The following is a 16232-nucleotide window of genomic DNA, read 5'->3' as shown; positions in this document are numbered from 1 at the left end:
AAAAACAATGCCTGCGTGAGCGCATTTATAGTCCAACATTGTTTTTAATTGACCCCAGCCAGCGTCCAGCACTGACTTAGCCATTCTGGTTTTAACGAGTTTTAAGCTGCTGACATTACCCACATAAATTTCACCGCAGCGATTAACCAGCTTACGACTAAATTGATGCAGTGCGTCTTTTCTACGGTTGGCTATTTTTGCGTGAAGGGTTTTGACTTGGGTTTTGTTTCTAGCCCGTTGCGCTGTGGCTAATTTTTCTTCAAGGCCACGGTAGAAGCGCCCCGCTTCCAGCTTTGTGCCGTCCGAACAGGTGGCCGTATCGGTCAGCCCTAAATCAATACCGATACGGTCTTGGCCTGCTGGTATCTCAGCCTGCACATCCACCACCACATTAAAATACCAGCGACCACGGGCATCTTCATTAAAGCTGCCTGAGCGGAATTTGTATTGGCTCAAGCCATAACTGTCCCAAATTTTAAAATAGTGACCGCTATGATAAATTTGACCACTCTTCCACTGTGCCGCAGCTGTGTTAACGGGAATCCAGCCCAATGAGCGGCGTACACCGCCTGATTTGCGCCAGTTTAATCGGGCTTTTTTAAACTGCTTACGCCTTGTGACGTACTCACCGGCAATGCACTGCAAGGTTTGGCTGTGCAACCCAAGGTCTTTACCAGCACCTTTGGTGTAAGGGTGCATATCATAGGCAGACAAAAACACACCACGCTCTTTAATCAAGCGATGACTTAATTCATTAACGTAGTTCCAAACGAAATTAACATTCCTAGCCATGCTGTTAAGCAAGGTTTTATGCTTATCTCGCACTCGAACTTTTAATGTCTTGGTGTGTTTTATCATGCTGTATACACTACCAGTGTTAATCTATGCTGCAAAGACTTTAGCGACCTATTAAGGGGCTGCTTACGCAACCCTCGCTATCCATCCTCGCACTCAAAGTACGAGGTCTTACGCGATTTTGATAAAGGCTTTGAAAACTTAACCGGTTACACCGCAGACGAAATGCTTTATCAAGACTGCCGTTTTTTACAAGGTAATGACCGTGACCAAGTTTCTTTAGATAAAGTTCGTAAAGCCATTAAAAAGAAAGAACCTTGCCGAGAAATCATTCGTAACTACCGTAAAGATGGCTCTATGTTTTGGAATGAGTTGTCGATTACACCTATTTTTGACGATCAAAATCAACTCACTTATTTTATTGGCGTACAAAAAGATGTGACGGAACTAATGCAATTAAGAGAAAAAAATAGCTAAATACGGGTTTTACTAAAAATTACTTGTTTCAGCGTCAAAAAAGCTCTATATAGCAACCATCGTTACTAATTTACTGGAGTTGCCTTATTTATGAGTCGTGAAGAACCTGCTTTCGATGATGACGATGTGTTTGATGCCGTTAACACTGATGATGATTTTGAGGTGGAAATTGATACGAAAGAAGTCATGACTAACCGTGACGGTTCACCCATTGATAAACGTCGTATGATTGAAGCGATGCTAGAAGAGCGCCGATTACGTAAACAGATTGAAGATGATTTTGATATTGATGACGACGAAGACTTTTAGTGTGTTTTTCACCCAAGTATTACCCAATAAAAAGCCGCTTATCAGCGGCTTTTTATTGCTACAACACTAGCTTATTACAAGGGTATATGATTGCCATTTAACTTTAACATACCGTTTTCAAACACTAGCTGTTGGGCAGCTTGATCTGTATTAAGCATAGAAGTAGGAATACCAATCATCATTAACAAACCAGGATTTAGCTGACTAAAGTTCAGTTCTAATCGGGTACGGTTAATCGGATCATCAGCATCTAAACCACCACTTTCAATTTGTTGCAAATAGCTAGTCGGCAAATTGCGGCCATCAAAACTTAATTTACCCGTTGTTTTTTGTTCAAAAATAATCGGTGCTTTTAAATCAAGATCAAATTCTTGCAAAACAACAACCGGCGAAGCACTTAGTAAACGATTAAAAGCATTGGTCATCACTAGCAAATCTTTTTCTTCAAGACGATCAATGTTTGGATTCGCTGCTGCGGCTTCAATTAAATCAACCATTGCTTGGCCATCAAAATTTTCTGTTTTTAAAGTCAGCCGCCCCATACCTAATTCATCGCCTTGGCTGGTTACTTTACCCATATCCAATGAAACTAAATAATCAAAAGCTTGCTGGTTAAAAACTAACGATTGCTTCCAGCTTGGCTGTGTTAACTCAATATTTTGTTGGGCATTAGAAAAATAAATACGCTCAGCCGTTAAATCTGCTGTTCCCTGCACCCAAGGGTAACTGCCTTTTTGGTTCCAGCTTAAATTAAAACCCTTTAAATCTAGCGATGTTTGCGCTGCATTTTGCTCTAAAAAAGCCAAATGAGTCACCGTCAACAAGCCCATTTGCTCGCCTGAATAATGATAAGTGCCGGTTAGGTTAACGCCTGAAACTTCCAAATGGGCATTAGCATCATTAAAGGTAAAAGGTTCAAGCGCCATTTGAAAATCTGCTTTTTTCCAATTAGCGGTGCCTTCATACTGCAACGCATCAAGACCCACTTCATCTAATAAATTAACAACTTCTTGGCTACCCAATTCTAAATTCAGCAACGTTTGCCCTGCATAATTAACCCAGCCTGGAAAATGGCTAGCTTGCCAAGGACTTTCAATAATTAAACGTTGATTTTCTTCTAAATGCATTGCCAAAGTCATGCTGCCTGACGAACTAAACAGCCCTTTGTTAATCGTGTTATCAAGCACTTCTAAACGTGGATCTTTGCTAAATTCAGCTTCTAGGTTAATAAACTGCTCTTGAAATACACGCCCCGTCATAATGCTAGCACCTGCTGCTGTGCCAAGCGCTACAAGACCAATGATGAGTATTTTTTTCATGCAAACAATGTCCTTTAATTTAGAAAGTGATTTATTTTGAGAAATGATTAAAACCTTGTGGATCAAGTACCTTGCCTTCCAAAGTGCGAATACCAGCACCGGCTACACAACGACCAATACTCACTAAATCAGGGCAAAGGCTGCGTGCCAGCTCAAAATCATCCTCTGCCAAAGTCATCAGTAAAGCATAGTCATCACCACCGTGCAGACTGGCTTTTAAAGCCGCTTCGACACCTAACGCTTTAATTAACGCTGGCTGAACGGGTAAGCGTTTTAAATCAATTTCAGCACCTACAGCAGAAGAAGCCAACAAGTGCTGTAAGTCGGCTAATAAGCCATCCGACACATCAATCGCAGCACTAATATTCACCCCTTGTGAAAGGCGCAAAGCCTCAGCAACTAAAGGGCGTGGTAGCATATAAGCTGTTTCTGCTCTATTCCAGCTGTTACGATCTAAGGCAGCAGCAGGGTTTTTAAGCATCATTTTCAAACCCAAATGCGCTAAACCTAGCGGACCTAGTAATACAATTTTATCACCAGCCCTAGCACCTGAACGCCGCCAATGGTGCTGTGATTTAACTGCACCGTGTACCTGTACACTCATGCTTAATGGCCCACGCGTGGTATCACCACCAATTAAAGGACAAGCTGTTGCATCGGCTAAAGCACGCATTCCACGGCTGAATTCAGTTAGCCAAGCTTCGTTAGCATCCGGCAAAGTAATCGCCAACGTAAAACCAATTGGCCGCGCTGCCATTGCTGCTAAGTCTGACAAGGCAACGGCTAAACAGCGCCAGCCAATTGCCCAAGGGTCGGCTTGTGTAGGAAAATGCCGATCAGCAACAGAAGTATCAACTGATAAAGCCAAAAACTCGCCATATTTAATTTGCAAAAGCGCACAATCATCGCCTTGCACCTCAAGCACTTCAGGCAGTTTTGGCCCAAGACCTGTAAAATACCTGTTAATGATTGCAAATTCGTCCATTGAATTAAGTCCGTTTTTCGCGTCTAGCCTGTATTTCAGCCAAGCGTACTCTTTGTGCTAATTTATCTAAAATACCATTAATGTATTTATGGCTATCAGTACCACCAAAGCGCTTACCTAGCTCAACCGCTTCGTTAATAATCACGCGGTAAGGCACGTCTAGGCGATGCATTAATTCATAAGCGCCCAAGCGTAAAATGGCCAGCTCAATCGGATCTAGCTCATCAACACGGCGGTCTAAAAAGGGTGCAAAACCACTATCAAGTTCTTGCTGCTGTTTTGGCACAGCTTGGGTGATTTCGTGGAAATAAGCCAAATCAGCTAACTTTAAAACTTCGGTAATGTCTTCAAAAGATTCTAAATTATCATCAGGCTGTGCTGCACGAATGTGTAATTCCACCTGCTGCATATCATTGCCGCCCACTTGCCACTGATAAAGTGCTTGCATGGTTAACTGGCGTGCGGCGCTGCGTGCTACGCTACGTGAAGGTTTACCCGACTTGCTTGATCGACCAGCACTCATTTTAGTTCTTCTCCAAAGTAATCAGCAGATTCACCATTTCTAAGGCAGCATCGGCTGCTTCAATGCCTTTATTACCCATTTTAGTACCTGAACGCTCAATGGCTTGTTCAATACTATTCACCGTTAAAACACCGTTAGCAATCGGTGTTTCATGCTCAAGCATTAAACGGCTCAGCATAGAATTACATTCGCCAGCCACGTATTCAAAATGCGGCGTACCACCACGAATAACGGCACCCAGCACAATAACCGCAGCAGGCTTACGCGTTTTAAGCACTTTTTGTACTGCTAAAGGTAATTCCCAAGCACCTGGGGCGCGTACAATTTCAATTTGTTCTGCAGTCACACCGTGACGGCGCAAAGTATCCACAGCACCCGACACAAGGCTTTCAACCACAAAACTGTTAAAACGCCCTACCACTAATACAAATTGGCCTTGTGCTGCGTAAAGCTGCCCTTCAGTTTGTTTAATTGCTTGCATATCTTCTGTCTCGTTAACGATTTAAATGAATGAGTTTTAATCTTCGGCACTCAGCGTTTCTACTATTTCTAAATCAAAGCCAGATAAAGCACCAAATTTCAAAGGTGAAGACAGTAGGCGCATTTTACCCACACCCACTTCACGTAAAATTTGTGCGCCAGTGCCTATGGTCAAATAAGTGCCTGAACCATCCGTAGCATTACTACGCACTTCACGCTCCAAACCAAGAAAGTGGCGCAGCTGAATGTCTAAATTAGGTTGAGCTGGACTATTGTCTAAAAAAACCACCACACCTTCACCGGCATCGGCAATTTGCTGCATCGACTTGCGTAAACTCCAACTGGCTTTATCTTCAACACGCGCACCAAATAAATCGCGGAAAGTATCGGCTTGGTGTACACGAACCAGTGTTGGCACGTCTTTTTTAGGCTTACCCATGACTAAAGCTAAATGCGTACCGCCTTGCACATCATCGTGAAAAGAAATAGCAGTAAACTCACCTTGCTCGGTTTTTAGCTGATAACTATCGCCTTTGCGTACCGTTGCTTCGTTAACAACACGGTAATGAATTAGATCGGCAATCGTGCCAATTTTAAGCTGGTGCTTTTTGGCAAATTCTTCTAAATCAGGACGACGTGCCATAGTGCCGTCTTCATTCATAATCTCAACAATGACTGAAGCAGGTTCACAACCGGCTAACCAAGCCAGATCACAGCCGGCTTCGGTATGTCCAGCACGCTGCAACACACCACCGCTTAACGCACGTAACGGAAAAATATGCCCTGGCTGAACAATGTCGGTCGATTTAGCATTACGCGCTACAGCAGTTTGAACGGTATGTGCACGATCTGCTGCAGAAATGCCCGTGGTTACGCCGTCGGTTGCTTCAATAGATAGCGTAAAGTTGGTTGAAAATTGAGCACCATTTTTATCGACCATAAGCGGTAAATCAAGTTGCTCGCAACGGTCTGAAGTCAGGGTTAAACAAATTAAACCGCACGCATGACGCGCCATAAAGTTAATGTCTTCAGGGCGAACTTTTTCTGCAGCAATGATTAAATCGCCTTCGTTTTCACGGTCTTCATCATCCATAAGAATAACCATTTTACCCTGACGTATATCTTCAATAAGTTCTTCAATGCTATTTAAGGTCATACTATCCTCTGCTCATCGTAGCTCAAGTATAAAACGCCAATCTTTACCGACTGCGCGTAAATCACAAATGTCTAGTTTGGGTGCTGCGGCTAACTGGGTTAAACCAGACAGATGCAACAAGCCTTTAGCGGCATCACCCAATAATAAAGGTGCCATATAAAGGTGCAGCGATTGCACTAAACCCGCCTGAATAAAAGCACCACACAGGTTAGCGCCTGCTTCCAACATCACTTCGTTGCAGCCCTTTTCAGCCAGTTTTTTTAGCAGCTGCGTTAAATCCAAATAGCGTCCATCTAAGGGAACAATCAATAATTCAACACCAAGGGCTTGTAATGCCTGCACTTTTTTAGGATTAGCCGTAACAGCCGCTTGGCTGGTCGCAATGACCGTTTGCCCTGCTTGCTGTAAATCTTGTTGCTGCACAATAGTTTTTGTTAAAGCTATTCTTAAACACGAGTCGGTGACAACACGCAACGGCTGTTGAAAACCATAGAGGCTAGTAAGTTCAACATCGCGCACCGTTAAGCGGCTGTTGTCCATTAAAACAGAATCAACGCCGGTAATAATCGCACAACTAGCAGCCCGCAGTTTTTGTACATCGGCACGCGCTTCTGGGCCGGTAATCCACTGAGATTCACCTGAAGCCATCGCCGTACGACCATCAATACTCATGGCCAACTTGGCAGTAACACGCGGCATACCCGTCAACATACGCTGCATAAAACCTAAGTTAAGTGCTTTGGCATCGGCTTCTAACAAACCCTGAATCACTTCAATGCCTGCTGCTTGTAATTTCTTAACACCACGGCCTGCGACCAGAGGATTTGCATCAAGCTGGGCAATAAATACCCGTTTAATGCCTGCTTTAATCAGCGCATCAGCACAAGGCGGTGTGCGACCTTGGTGGCTACAAGGCTCTAACGTAACATACGCATCAGCGCCTTTTGCACGTTCACCGGCTTGGTTTAAAGCATGAACTTCAGCATGAGCCTCACCGGATTTTAAATGCGCACCTTCGCCCACTCGCACACCATCACGCACCAACACACAACCAACACGCGGATTAGTACGTGTGGTATACCAACCTTGACGTGCCAGTTGAATAGCCCGTGCCATGTGTTGTGCTGTAAGGCTTGGGTCGGCAAGGTTTGAATAAACAGGATTTGAAGCGGCAGGAAGAACCAAGAACAACTCCTAGGTAAAGCCTATAAATTAGTTAAATCAGGTTAATTGAGTTGGTACGGCTGGATCAGCAGCTAGCTGGTCTATCTCAGCGCGAAACTCTTCTAGGTCTTTAAATTGACGGTAAACAGAAGCAAAACGTATATAAGCGACTTGATCTAATTGCTTTAGCTGTTGCATAACCAGCTCACCAATCCGCAAAGAAGGTACTTCCCTTTCACCACTGGCGCGGCATTGTTGCCGAATACTGGCTAACGCAGCTTCAAGGGCTTCGGTATCAACGGGGCGTTTTTGCAAAGCGCGTTGCAAGCCAGCGCGTAACTTATTATCTTCAAAGACTTCACGCGATCCATCGCGCTTAACCACGCGAGGCATCACCAGCTCAACCGTTTCATAAGTAGTAAAACGCTCACCACAGGTTAAGCATTCACGCCGCCGCCGAACTTGATCGCCATTAGCAACCAGCCGCGAGTCGTTTACTTTTGTTTCTTGAGCGCTACAAAATGGACAATGCATAATTGCAATCGAACCTAGTGTTTTTTTGGCGAATAGTTAGCCATTCTACCTGCAAAAACACTAGGGCGCTAACATCTATACTATTTGCAACATAATTTTAACAAGACAAAAATTAAAAAACCGGAGCAAAATTTTTGCTCCGGTTTTTTAGCACTTAAATTTAGAAATCAAACCTAAATTTTAGTCTTGATAAACAGGAAAACGCGCACAAAGTGCGATGGCTTTTTGTTTAACATCAGCAATGATTTGTGGGTTGTTGAGATCATCCAGAATATCGCAAATCCAGCCTGCAAGCTCAATGCACTCAGCTTCTTTAAAACCACGCGTGGTTACTGCAGGTGTACCAACGCGTAAACCTGAAGTCACAAAAGGGCTTTGTGGGTCTTTAGGTACAGCGTTTTTATTCACTGTAATGTTAGCTAAACCAAGAGCAGCATCCGCATCTTTACCCGTCAAACCTTTGCTAATTAGGCTAATCAGAATCAAGTGATCTTCTGTGCCGTTAGAAACAACATCATAGCCACGATCCATAACCACTTTAGCCATTGCTTGAGCATTTTTAACAACTTGCGCTTGATAGGCTTTGAATTCAGGTGACATCGCTTCTTTAAAGCACACCGCTTTAGCAGCAATAACGTGCATTAAAGGACCGCCCTGACCACCAGGAAAAACAGCCGAGTTTAGCTTTTTATAAATAGTTTCATCGCCACAAGCAGAAAGAATTAAGCCACCGCGTGGGCCGCGCAAAGTTTTGTGGGTAGTTGTTGTTACAACGTGGGCGTGCTTCATCGGATTAGGATAAACGCCCGCAGCTACTAGACCAGCAACGTGTGCCATATCAACAAACAGGTAAGCACCAATTTTGTCAGCAATTTCACGGAACTTCGCCCAATCAATGATTTTTGAGTAGGCAGAAAAACCCGCAATAATCATCGCAGGCTTGTGTTCTATGGCTAAACGCTCAACTTCAGCATAGTCAATTTCGCCTGTTTCAGGGTTAAGACCATATTGGATAGCATTGTAAAGCTTGCCTGAAAAGCTGGGTTTAGCACCGTGCGTTAAGTGACCGCCTTCTGCTAAACTCATGCCTAAAACAGTAGCACCAGGCTCTACTAAAGCTAAAAATACGGCTGCGTTAGCTTGTGAACCAGAGTGAGGCTGCACGTTAGCATAAGTAGCACCAAAAAGTTCGCAAGCGCGATCAATAGCAAGCTGCTCAATAATATCAACGTGTTCACAACCACCATAGTAACGCTTACCTGGATAACCTTCAGCGTACTTATTAGTTAGCTGAGAACCTTGCGCCTCAATTACTGCTGGGCTGGCATAGTTTTCAGAAGCAATCAGTTCAATGTGGTCTTCTTGGCGCTGATCTTCAGCTTGCATAGCAGCCCAGATATCAGCATCAAATTGAGCAAGTTTGGTTTTTCGGCTAAACATAGTTACCCCGGCAAAGTTTAAAAGGGATTAAAAAAAGCAAAATTTAAGTTCGCTATTCTACCTTAGTAAGCAAATCTCTTCACATGAAAAAATTCACTGCCCATAAGGTGTTTTATTCAAGCTGGCTTTCCAAGGTTGCTACTTTTATCATAACAAGATAATTTCAAAGCTTTCCAATCACTTATGGAGTCCTTCTTCTGCCATGGCACAATACGTTTACAGTATGCATCGGGTCGGCAAAATTGTTCCCCCCAAGCGCGAAATTCTAAAAAACATTTCTTTATCTTTTTTCCCTGGCGCTAAAATTGGTGTGCTTGGCTTAAACGGTTCTGGTAAATCAACGCTACTACGCATTATGGCAGGCGTTGATACCGAAATTAACGGTGAAGCACACCCGATGCCGGGTATTAATATCGGCTACCTTCCGCAAGAACCAGAACTAGACGCAACTAAAACGGTGCGTGAAGTTGTGGAAGAATCGTTATCCGTTGTTAAAGAGGCACAAGTTAAACTTGAGGCTGTTTATGCCGCCTATGCTGAACCTGATGCTGATTTTGACGCACTAGCAGCCGAGCAAGGCCGCTTAGAAAACATTATTCAAGCCGCTGATGCACACAACCTTGAACGCAAACTAGAAGTCGCTGCTGAGGCGTTACGCCTTCCTGATTGGGATGCAATGGTTAGCAATTTGTCAGGGGGTGAAAAGCGCCGCGTTGCACTTTGTCGCTTACTGTTAGCCAATCCAGATATGCTGCTATTAGATGAGCCAACTAACCACTTGGATGCTGAATCAGTTGCTTGGTTAGAACGCTTTTTACACGATTACCCTGGCACCGTCGTTGCTATTACGCACGACCGTTACTTCTTAGATAACGTAGCTGGCTGGATACTTGAGCTAGACCGTGGCATGGGCATTCCTTTTGAGGGCAATTATTCTGGCTGGCTCGATGCTAAAAATACCCGTTTAGAACAAGAATCTAAACAAGAAAGCTCACACCAAAAAGCGGTGCAGCAAGAATTAGAATGGGTTCGCCAAGGCGCTAAAGGCCGTCAATCTAAATCTAAAGCACGTTTAAAACAATTTGAAGAGCTGTCTAGCCAAGAATTCCAAAAGCGTAATGAAACTAACGAAATTTATATTCCACCCGGCCCACGCTTAGGCGACAAGGTCATTGAATTCAGTCAAGTTAGTAAAAGTTTTGGCGATAAAGTATTATTTGAGAACCTTGATTTTGTTATTCCCAAAGGCGCAATTGTAGGTGTTGTGGGTGGTAACGGTGCGGGTAAATCCACTTTATTCAAACTTATCAGCAACAAAGAACAACCAGACACCGGCGCAGTAGTCATTGGTGAAACAGTACAAATTGCCACCGTAGACCAATCGCGTGAAGGCTTGGAAGATGATAAAACGGTTTGGGAAGCTGTTTCAGGTGGTTCTGATATACTTAAAGTTGGCACGGTTGAAACGCCTTCACGCGCTTATGTAGGTCGCTTTAACTTTAAAGGTAACGATCAACAAAAACGTGTTGGCGATTTGTCTGGTGGTGAGCGCGGTCGATTACACCTAGCATTAACCTTAAAACAAGGTGCTAACGTGTTGCTGTTAGATGAACCTTCTAACGACCTAGACATTGAAACACTACGTGCCTTAGAAGAAGCACTACTTGCCTTCCCAGGTTGTGCACTAGTTATTTCGCATGACCGCTGGTTCTTAGATCGTATCGCCACGCACATTATGGCTTTTGAAGGTGACTCAAAAGTTGTATTCTTTGAAGGTAATTATCAAGAATATGAAGCCGATCATAAAAAGCGCGTGGGCAACGACACACCTAAGCGAATGAAGTACAAGCGTATTGATGCTTAAAACACTGAACTTAATGCATTAAAATCAGCACAGGGAGCGTGCAGATAACAAATGATAAGTTCAGTCAACAAGCAGCAGTCAAGTTGCAATTATCAATAATTGCTTAATAACCATTAGAGCGTAAAGGCAAAGGATGCAGGTTTTTCGAGTTTACCATCATAAAATTAAAGGCTATCAAGCTGTGCCTATGGGCTTCAGTATTAGCGCTTTTATTACTAGCTTTCTTTGGGCAGCAGCCAACAACCTTTGGGGCAAAGCTTTTTTACTTTTTTTTGGTTTTGCACTAATGGGCGGGGGTATTGCTACAGGGGTCATTCTTAAATTTCCGCTGCTGTCACTCAGTGCCTTAGCAGGTTTTGCTGTCTTACCCTTGTGGGCAGGAATGCAAGGCCAACAATGGATTTGTGACAAGCTCATAAACCAAGGCTACTCCCTTGCTAAACGAATTACTGCCGACAGTGCCAATAACGCTATCGCTGCAGCTAAGCGAAGCGAAGAAAAAAATAGCCCAGCAACACCGCAAAAAGAGTCAGGGCCACGCCCTGCTGCAACGTTTGGTAAAGATTTCCGCGATATTCGTGACAATGCTGCGGTTAACTCTAACCAACCACCACCCAAGGAATTTAATGCACAACCTTGGAAGCGGCGTTAGTCCGACTTAAATGGCTATAACCCCTTATTGGCTGGAGCAAATTTTATGAATAATGCCTCATATATTATTGATGTAACCCTAGAAAACTTTAAGCAAGTCATTCTGGATGGCTCAATGCAGCAGCCAGTATTGGTTAATTTTTGGGCCAGCTGGTGTGCGCCCTGCAAAGTGCTCATGCCTATTTTAGAAAAACTAGCCCATGAATACCAAGGCCAATTTGTTTTGGCTAAAATCAATATTGAAGAACAACCAGAACTCGCGCAACAGTTTCAAGTTAAAAGCGTACCCACGGTTATGTTTGTGGGTGAAGGGCAGTTATTAGACAAGTTTGATGGCATGAAACCTGAAAGTGAAATTCGCGCCTTCTTAAAACAGCACTTAACCAATCCTATAGATGCGCTTAAAGAACAAGTTAAGCTTTTGATTAGCGGCGGCGACTTAGACCAAGCGCAAAACCTATTGCAACAGGCGATTAGCCACTGGCCAGAAGATATTGAACTACAAATTGACTTGGCACGCGTCTTGTTACAAAAAAACCTAGCCACTGATGCCAAACTAGTGCTTGAAAACTTACCCGAAACCGACAAAGCCAGACCCGATGTTAAAGGCTTAATGGCAGGGTTAAAGTTTAGTGAAGTTGCCCCTTCAGCAGAACAGCTTATCGCGCTGGGTGATCGTGAAGACAGTGAAGCTAACTATTTAAAAGCCATGTCGGCCTTGCTACAAGGCGAGCATGAACAAGCTTTAGAACGGCTGTTAAAACTGTTGCGTGACGATCGTAACCACCAAGAAGGTGTGGCGCATAAAACGCTGCTTGAAGTGTTTGCGATGTTAGGTGAAGGTAATCCACTGGTAGTGAAAGCACGCCGTAAACTCTATACCTTAATGTACTAATATTCAGTCGTGACAATTACATTAATAAGTTTTAGAATGAATGAAATTTGATTAAAGTCAATTTTCAAACACTTTAAGAGGTATTAGTTATGTCAGGATCCACTGAAAACTTTCAAGATAGTACTGGTCTAGTTTGGATTCCTATTGGTTTACTTGTATTGTTAGCCATGCCAACATTAACCGCCGTTGTTGGCTGGTATCATGTACTCTTTGTTTACTAAACTTGATAGCTTTTTGCTTTATTAGCCTGAACTGAGTTCAGGCTTTTTTTTGTCTTTTTTTCTGAATTTTCAAAGCCCTTGCCAAAACCTCTCCAAAAGCCAGCTACTTAACTCCACCCCCCTGTTTAGGGGTAGGTAGTTTTTTTTGCCTAGTTTTATACTTGGAAAAAAGCACTTGAGAAAAAGTACTTACAAGCTGAACCCAAGAAACTAAAACTGAGATAACTTAACTATGAAAAACACGACACGCTTATTTTTAATTTTATTCCTACTCTTCTTCGCCCTATCAGGATGCTCTGATTCCTCATCAAGTGGCTCTAAATCAAGCGGCTCTACACCAGACTCAAACATTAAAGACACATCAACACCTAGCCCTACACCCGACACTAACCCTAAAGACACAGTCACAACGCCCAATAATGGAAAAATTGGCTGCCTTGCTTTAGGCCATCACTTTTCAGTCACCAATTTAACTGGAAAAGAGTTTTGTGCTGATACGCCCTTATTTTCTAAAGAAGATGACGCTATTACTTTTACTGATAGCGTTAATGTAGAAAATGGTCAGAAGAAGGAAATTAGAATACTTAGACCAAATAATAAAGCGGCCAACAGCCTGCTTTCAACCGATGGTGAATTACAAATAGATTATGTTTTTAATACCGACACAAGTAAGTATCAGGGCAATAAGCTATGTTTTAAAACATCAGATCTAAATGCTAGCGTAGAAAAGCACGGCATTAGTATTGATACACTAGCAAAAACTTTTACATTTAAAGAAGTGAGGCTACAAGAAATGCATGACCATGCCTGCTCGATTCGCACTAACAATAAAAACAACAACAGCACGCTCTTCCTGAACGGAACACTAAAATACGAATAGATAAAAAACCGCTATCTAAGTAGCGGTTTATAGAAGAAAAGCTATAAAAAAGCTTTAGGCTTTAAGTGCTTGTCGAATAATTTCAGCACCAGCACTTAAAGCCTTTAGCTTACCCTTGGCAACTTCACGGGCTAAAGGTGCCATGCCGCAGTTGGTTGAAGGATAGAGCTTGTCGGCATCGACAAATTGCAGTGCTTTACGCAGCGTAGCGGCAACTTCTTCGGGTGTTTCTATAGTATTAGTGGCCACATCTATAGCGCCAATCATGACCTTTTTGCCACGAATTAATTCAATTAAATCCATCGGTACGTGCGAGTTTTGGCATTCGAGTGAGATAATATCAAGGCTAGACTGTTGCAGCTTAGGAAAGACTTCTTCGTACTGACGCCATTCAGAACCCAAAGTTTTCTTCCAATCGGTATTGGCTTTAATGCCATAGCCATAGCAAATGTGTACGGCTGTTTCACATTTCAGGCCTTCTACGGCTCTTTCTAACGCAGCAATGCCCCAGTCATTGACTTCATCAAAAAATACGTTAAATGAAGGTTCATCAAATTGGATAATATCCACGCCTGCGGCTTCTAGCTCACGGGCTTCTTGATTCAGTATTGTGGCAAATTCCCAAGCTAGCTTTTCACGGCTTTTATAATGGGCATCGTAAAGCGTATCAATCATGGTCATAGGGCCAGGTAGCGCCCATTTAATCGGTTGCTTGGTGTGCTTGCGTAAAAACTTGGCATCTTCAACAAATACTGATTTTTGGCGACTGACCGCACCCACTACGGTTGGCACGCTGGCATCGTAGCGGTTACGAATTCTAACCGTTTCACGCTTCTCAAAATCAACGCCATCTAGGTGTTCAATAAAGGTAGTTACAAAGTGTTGGCGGGTTTGCTCGCCATCACTAACAATATCTATGCCTGCTTGCTGCTGCTCTTGCAACCACACCAACAAAGCATCTTGTTTACCTTCAATTAATGCATCACCTTCTAATCGCCAAGCTGACCAAATGGTTTCAGGCTCTGCCAGCCAAGAAGGTTTAGGTAAGCTGCCTGCGGTGGAGGTGGGTAGTAAAATGCTCATAATGGATTCCGTATTAAATGTGTGTAAGTTATAAAGTTAAATTCAAGCAGCGTAATTAGCAGACCATTGCTCAAGTAGGGTTTGATAAGGCTTGATGAAATATTCTTCAGTAAACTTGCCTTGCTCAATCGCTAACTGGTTGCGTTCTTCTCGATCATAAACAATGCGTGTTAATGAATGGTCTAGGTTCTTTAAATTAGGTTGGTAGCATTTACCTGCCGTAGCATTAGCATTATAAATTTCTGGGCGGTAAATCTTTTGGAAAGACTCCATAGTGCTAATCGTACTGATTAGCTCTAGGTCTGTGTAATCTTTCAGCAGGTCACCAAAAAAGTAGAAAGCTAGCGGCGCTGTGCTATTGGGTGGCATGAAGTAACGAACGGCTAAACCCATTTTTTTGAAATATTGTTCGGTTAAAGAGGACTCATTGGGCAAGTATTCAACACCGAGTACCGGATGCTGATTTTCAGTTCTATGGTAAATCTTGTTATCTGAAACACTAAGGCAAATCACTGGCAACTTAGTGAAGTTTTCTTGGTAAGTAGCTGAATTAATAAAGCTTTTGAAAAGCTTGCCATGCAAATCACCAAAATCATTGGGAATGCTGAACTGGGGTTGATCTTTATTATGATCTAAGAGCAAAACGCTAAAATCATAATCGCGCACATAAGAAGAAAAATTATTACCGACCAAGCCTTCGGTGCGTTGGTTGGTGTGGTGATCAACAATAATGGTTTTTAGTAGTTCAATGGCAGGAAAGCTATCTTCCTTACCTTGATGATCTATTTTCATCTCAACAGAAACAATTTCCAGCTCAACAGAATAACGATCAGCCTTGGGGTTATCCCAATGAGCTAGGGCGTTAAATCGGTTGTTAATCATGGCTAACGTATTGCGCAAATTTTGTTGGCGGCTCTCGCCTCTGGCTAAGTTAGCGAAGTTGGTTGTCGCTCGTGTCGTGTTTAAGGGGTGATAATTTTCATCAAAATTAATGCTATTTAAAGCAAATACAAAATTGTTAGTCATGATCTTCTGGTATCCAATTCGTGTTGATTGCTGAGAATGGATACATTTATACGTGGATCAGAACATGAACAAAAGCGATGTTATTTCAACAATAACATGAAAAATATTCATACTTTTTAGATATAGGTGTTTATATCAACTTTGCTCACAGAACCTTTGCTTGGGACAACGATGCCGCAGGCAAAGCTGCTGTGCATTGTGTAATAGTTGGTTTCGCCCATTTTTGTAAAGAAGAAAAATATATTTTTGATTATCCAAATGTCAAAGGTGAGCCTTGAGCAATGGATTAAACCTATTCTTGGTTCTAAAGCTATATTATAGTACCTAGAGTTTCATCTGGCTGAAGCTTAATTTAATAACCTGAGTTACAGGTAGATGTCCTTTTGATATCTGATCGATGGTTGTTGGCTGGTATCATGTACTATTTGTT

The 16232-nt window shown here is 42.8% G+C and carries 19 protein-coding genes; 8 read left to right on the top strand and 11 right to left on the bottom strand.

The features are described 5' to 3' along the window. Positions 1 to 858: transposase (locus tag VJY63_RS08110; protein WP_324049781.1), on the bottom strand; the 858-nt coding region annotated here is incomplete at its 3' end. Between VJY63_RS08110 and VJY63_RS08105 the strand changes: the two genes are divergently transcribed. Together VJY63_RS08105 and VJY63_RS08100 are read left to right on the top strand one after the other, a co-directional pair. After that, positions 847 to 1272 carry a PAS domain-containing protein gene (locus VJY63_RS08105; RefSeq protein WP_324049779.1) on the top strand — a complete coding sequence of 142 codons (426 nt, stop codon included), beginning with the start codon at positions 847 to 849 and terminating at the stop codon, positions 1270 to 1272. The two genes, VJY63_RS08110 and VJY63_RS08105, sit on opposite strands and share 12 nt — an antisense overlap. A 90-nt stretch (positions 1273 to 1362) precedes the next feature. Then, positions 1363 to 1581, top strand: a complete 219-nt coding sequence (locus VJY63_RS08100) for a PA3496 family putative envelope integrity protein (RefSeq protein WP_324049777.1) — start codon at positions 1363 to 1365, stop codon at positions 1579 to 1581. A gap of 74 nt (positions 1582 to 1655) precedes the next feature. Here VJY63_RS08100 and VJY63_RS08095 read toward each other — a convergent pair whose 3' ends face one another. The 8 genes from VJY63_RS08095 to glyA form a co-directional block, all read right to left on the bottom strand. Beyond that, a complete protein-coding gene (locus VJY63_RS08095; protein ID WP_324049775.1) occupies positions 1656 to 2900 on the bottom strand; it encodes a DUF945 family protein in 1245 nt (414 codons plus the stop codon). A 31-nt stretch (positions 2901 to 2931) separates the two neighbouring features. After that, on the bottom strand, positions 2932 to 3885 hold the full coding sequence (thiL, locus tag VJY63_RS08090) for a thiamine-phosphate kinase (protein ID WP_324049773.1): 954 nt from the start codon (positions 3883 to 3885) through the stop codon (positions 2932 to 2934). 4 nt (positions 3886 to 3889) lie between these two features. Beyond that, entirely contained in the window at positions 3890 to 4408 is a 519-nt protein-coding gene (nusB, locus tag VJY63_RS08085; protein ID WP_324049771.1) for a transcription antitermination factor NusB, read from the bottom strand. Between the two features lies 1 nt (position 4409). Continuing rightward, positions 4410 to 4889, bottom strand: coding sequence for a 6,7-dimethyl-8-ribityllumazine synthase (gene ribE / locus VJY63_RS08080; RefSeq protein WP_324049769.1), 480 nt, complete (start codon positions 4887 to 4889; stop codon positions 4410 to 4412). A gap of 36 nt (positions 4890 to 4925) precedes the next feature. After that, the gene (gene ribBA / locus VJY63_RS08075; RefSeq protein WP_324049767.1) at positions 4926 to 6044 is read right to left on the bottom strand and encodes a bifunctional 3,4-dihydroxy-2-butanone-4-phosphate synthase/GTP cyclohydrolase II; all 1119 of its coding nucleotides are present in this window, start codon (positions 6042 to 6044) and stop codon (positions 4926 to 4928) included. A gap of 12 nt (positions 6045 to 6056) precedes the next feature. Further along, the gene (gene ribD, locus VJY63_RS08070; protein WP_324049764.1) at positions 6057 to 7229 is read right to left on the bottom strand and encodes a bifunctional diaminohydroxyphosphoribosylaminopyrimidine deaminase/5-amino-6-(5-phosphoribosylamino)uracil reductase RibD; all 1173 of its coding nucleotides are present in this window, start codon (positions 7227 to 7229) and stop codon (positions 6057 to 6059) included. 36 nt (positions 7230 to 7265) lie between these two features. Continuing rightward, on the bottom strand, positions 7266 to 7742 hold the full coding sequence (gene nrdR / locus VJY63_RS08065; RefSeq protein WP_324049762.1) for a transcriptional regulator NrdR: 477 nt from the start codon (positions 7740 to 7742) through the stop codon (positions 7266 to 7268). Positions 7743 to 7922: 180 nt separating this feature from the next. After that, the gene (glyA, locus tag VJY63_RS08060) at positions 7923 to 9182 is read right to left on the bottom strand and encodes a serine hydroxymethyltransferase (RefSeq protein WP_324049760.1); all 1260 of its coding nucleotides are present in this window, start codon (positions 9180 to 9182) and stop codon (positions 7923 to 7925) included. Between the two features lie 202 nt (positions 9183 to 9384). Here glyA and ettA point away from each other — a divergent pair, with 202 nt between their 5' ends. From ettA to VJY63_RS08035, 5 genes are all read left to right on the top strand, one after another. After that, a complete protein-coding gene (ettA, locus tag VJY63_RS08055; RefSeq protein WP_324049758.1) occupies positions 9385 to 11046 on the top strand; it encodes an energy-dependent translational throttle protein EttA in 1662 nt (553 codons plus the stop codon). 133 nt (positions 11047 to 11179) lie between these two features. Further along, complete coding sequence (locus VJY63_RS08050) at positions 11180 to 11698, top strand: hypothetical protein (protein WP_324049757.1); 519 nt, start codon at positions 11180 to 11182, stop codon at positions 11696 to 11698. A 45-nt stretch (positions 11699 to 11743) separates the two neighbouring features. Then, positions 11744 to 12592 (top strand): thioredoxin, encoded by an 849-nt coding sequence (gene trxA / locus VJY63_RS08045; protein WP_324049755.1) that lies wholly within the window; start codon positions 11744 to 11746, stop codon positions 12590 to 12592. Between the two features lie 89 nt (positions 12593 to 12681). After that, on the top strand, positions 12682 to 12813 hold the full coding sequence (locus VJY63_RS08040) for a hypothetical protein (protein ID WP_324049754.1): 132 nt from the start codon (positions 12682 to 12684) through the stop codon (positions 12811 to 12813). Positions 12814 to 13045: 232 nt separating this feature from the next. Continuing rightward, complete coding sequence (locus VJY63_RS08035) at positions 13046 to 13693, top strand: hypothetical protein (protein ID WP_324049752.1); 648 nt, start codon at positions 13046 to 13048, stop codon at positions 13691 to 13693. A 54-nt stretch (positions 13694 to 13747) separates the two neighbouring features. Here the strand turns inward: VJY63_RS08035 and VJY63_RS08030 are convergent, their stop codons facing one another. Together VJY63_RS08030 and VJY63_RS08025 are read right to left on the bottom strand one after the other, a co-directional pair. Further along, positions 13748 to 14776, bottom strand: coding sequence for a methionine synthase (locus tag VJY63_RS08030; RefSeq protein ID WP_324049750.1), 1029 nt, complete (start codon positions 14774 to 14776; stop codon positions 13748 to 13750). Positions 14777 to 14818: 42 nt separating this feature from the next. Beyond that, positions 14819 to 15802: a DUF1852 domain-containing protein gene (locus tag VJY63_RS08025; RefSeq protein WP_324049748.1), complete on the bottom strand. Its 984-nt coding sequence runs from the start codon at positions 15800 to 15802 to the stop codon at positions 14819 to 14821. A gap of 122 nt (positions 15803 to 15924) precedes the next feature. Between VJY63_RS08025 and VJY63_RS11875 the strand changes: the two genes are divergently transcribed. Beyond that, positions 15925 to 16080, top strand: a complete 156-nt coding sequence (locus VJY63_RS11875) for a DNA methyltransferase (RefSeq protein ID WP_414674835.1) — start codon at positions 15925 to 15927, stop codon at positions 16078 to 16080. Positions 16081 to 16232 lie beyond the last annotated feature (152 nt).

The sequence above is a fragment of the Marinospirillum sp. genome (assembly GCF_035271045.1).
In the GTDB taxonomy this organism is placed as follows: domain Bacteria; phylum Pseudomonadota; class Gammaproteobacteria; order Pseudomonadales; family Halomonadaceae; genus Marinospirillum.
This window is presented reverse-complemented; position numbering and strand designations above follow the sequence as displayed.

Excerpts from the sequence above, each read along its gene's own strand:
- VJY63_RS08100 (WP_324049777.1), top strand. The coding sequence starts at position 1,363 with ATGAGTCGTGAAGAACCTGCTTTCGATGATGACGATGTGTTTGATGCC.
- VJY63_RS08095 (WP_324049775.1), bottom strand. The coding sequence starts at position 2,900 with ATGAAAAAAATACTCATCATTGGTCTTGTAGCGCTTGGCACAGCAGCA.
- thiL (WP_324049773.1), bottom strand. The coding sequence starts at position 3,885 with ATGGACGAATTTGCAATCATTAACAGGTATTTTACAGGTCTTGGGCCA.
- nusB (WP_324049771.1), bottom strand. The coding sequence starts at position 4,408 with ATGAGTGCTGGTCGATCAAGCAAGTCGGGTAAACCTTCACGTAGCGTA.
- ribE (WP_324049769.1), bottom strand. The coding sequence starts at position 4,889 with ATGCAAGCAATTAAACAAACTGAAGGGCAGCTTTACGCAGCACAAGGC.
- ribBA (WP_324049767.1), bottom strand. The coding sequence starts at position 6,044 with ATGACCTTAAATAGCATTGAAGAACTTATTGAAGATATACGTCAGGGT.
- nrdR (WP_324049762.1), bottom strand. The coding sequence starts at position 7,742 with ATGCATTGTCCATTTTGTAGCGCTCAAGAAACAAAAGTAAACGACTCG.
- glyA (WP_324049760.1), bottom strand. The coding sequence starts at position 9,182 with ATGTTTAGCCGAAAAACCAAACTTGCTCAATTTGATGCTGATATCTGG.
- ettA (WP_324049758.1), top strand. The coding sequence starts at position 9,385 with ATGGCACAATACGTTTACAGTATGCATCGGGTCGGCAAAATTGTTCCC.
- VJY63_RS08050 (WP_324049757.1), top strand. The coding sequence starts at position 11,180 with ATGCAGGTTTTTCGAGTTTACCATCATAAAATTAAAGGCTATCAAGCT.
- trxA (WP_324049755.1), top strand. The coding sequence starts at position 11,744 with ATGAATAATGCCTCATATATTATTGATGTAACCCTAGAAAACTTTAAG.
- VJY63_RS08040 (WP_324049754.1), top strand. The coding sequence starts at position 12,682 with ATGTCAGGATCCACTGAAAACTTTCAAGATAGTACTGGTCTAGTTTGG.
- VJY63_RS08035 (WP_324049752.1), top strand. The coding sequence starts at position 13,046 with ATGAAAAACACGACACGCTTATTTTTAATTTTATTCCTACTCTTCTTC.
- VJY63_RS08030 (WP_324049750.1), bottom strand. The coding sequence starts at position 14,776 with ATGAGCATTTTACTACCCACCTCCACCGCAGGCAGCTTACCTAAACCT.
- VJY63_RS08025 (WP_324049748.1), bottom strand. The coding sequence starts at position 15,802 with ATGACTAACAATTTTGTATTTGCTTTAAATAGCATTAATTTTGATGAA.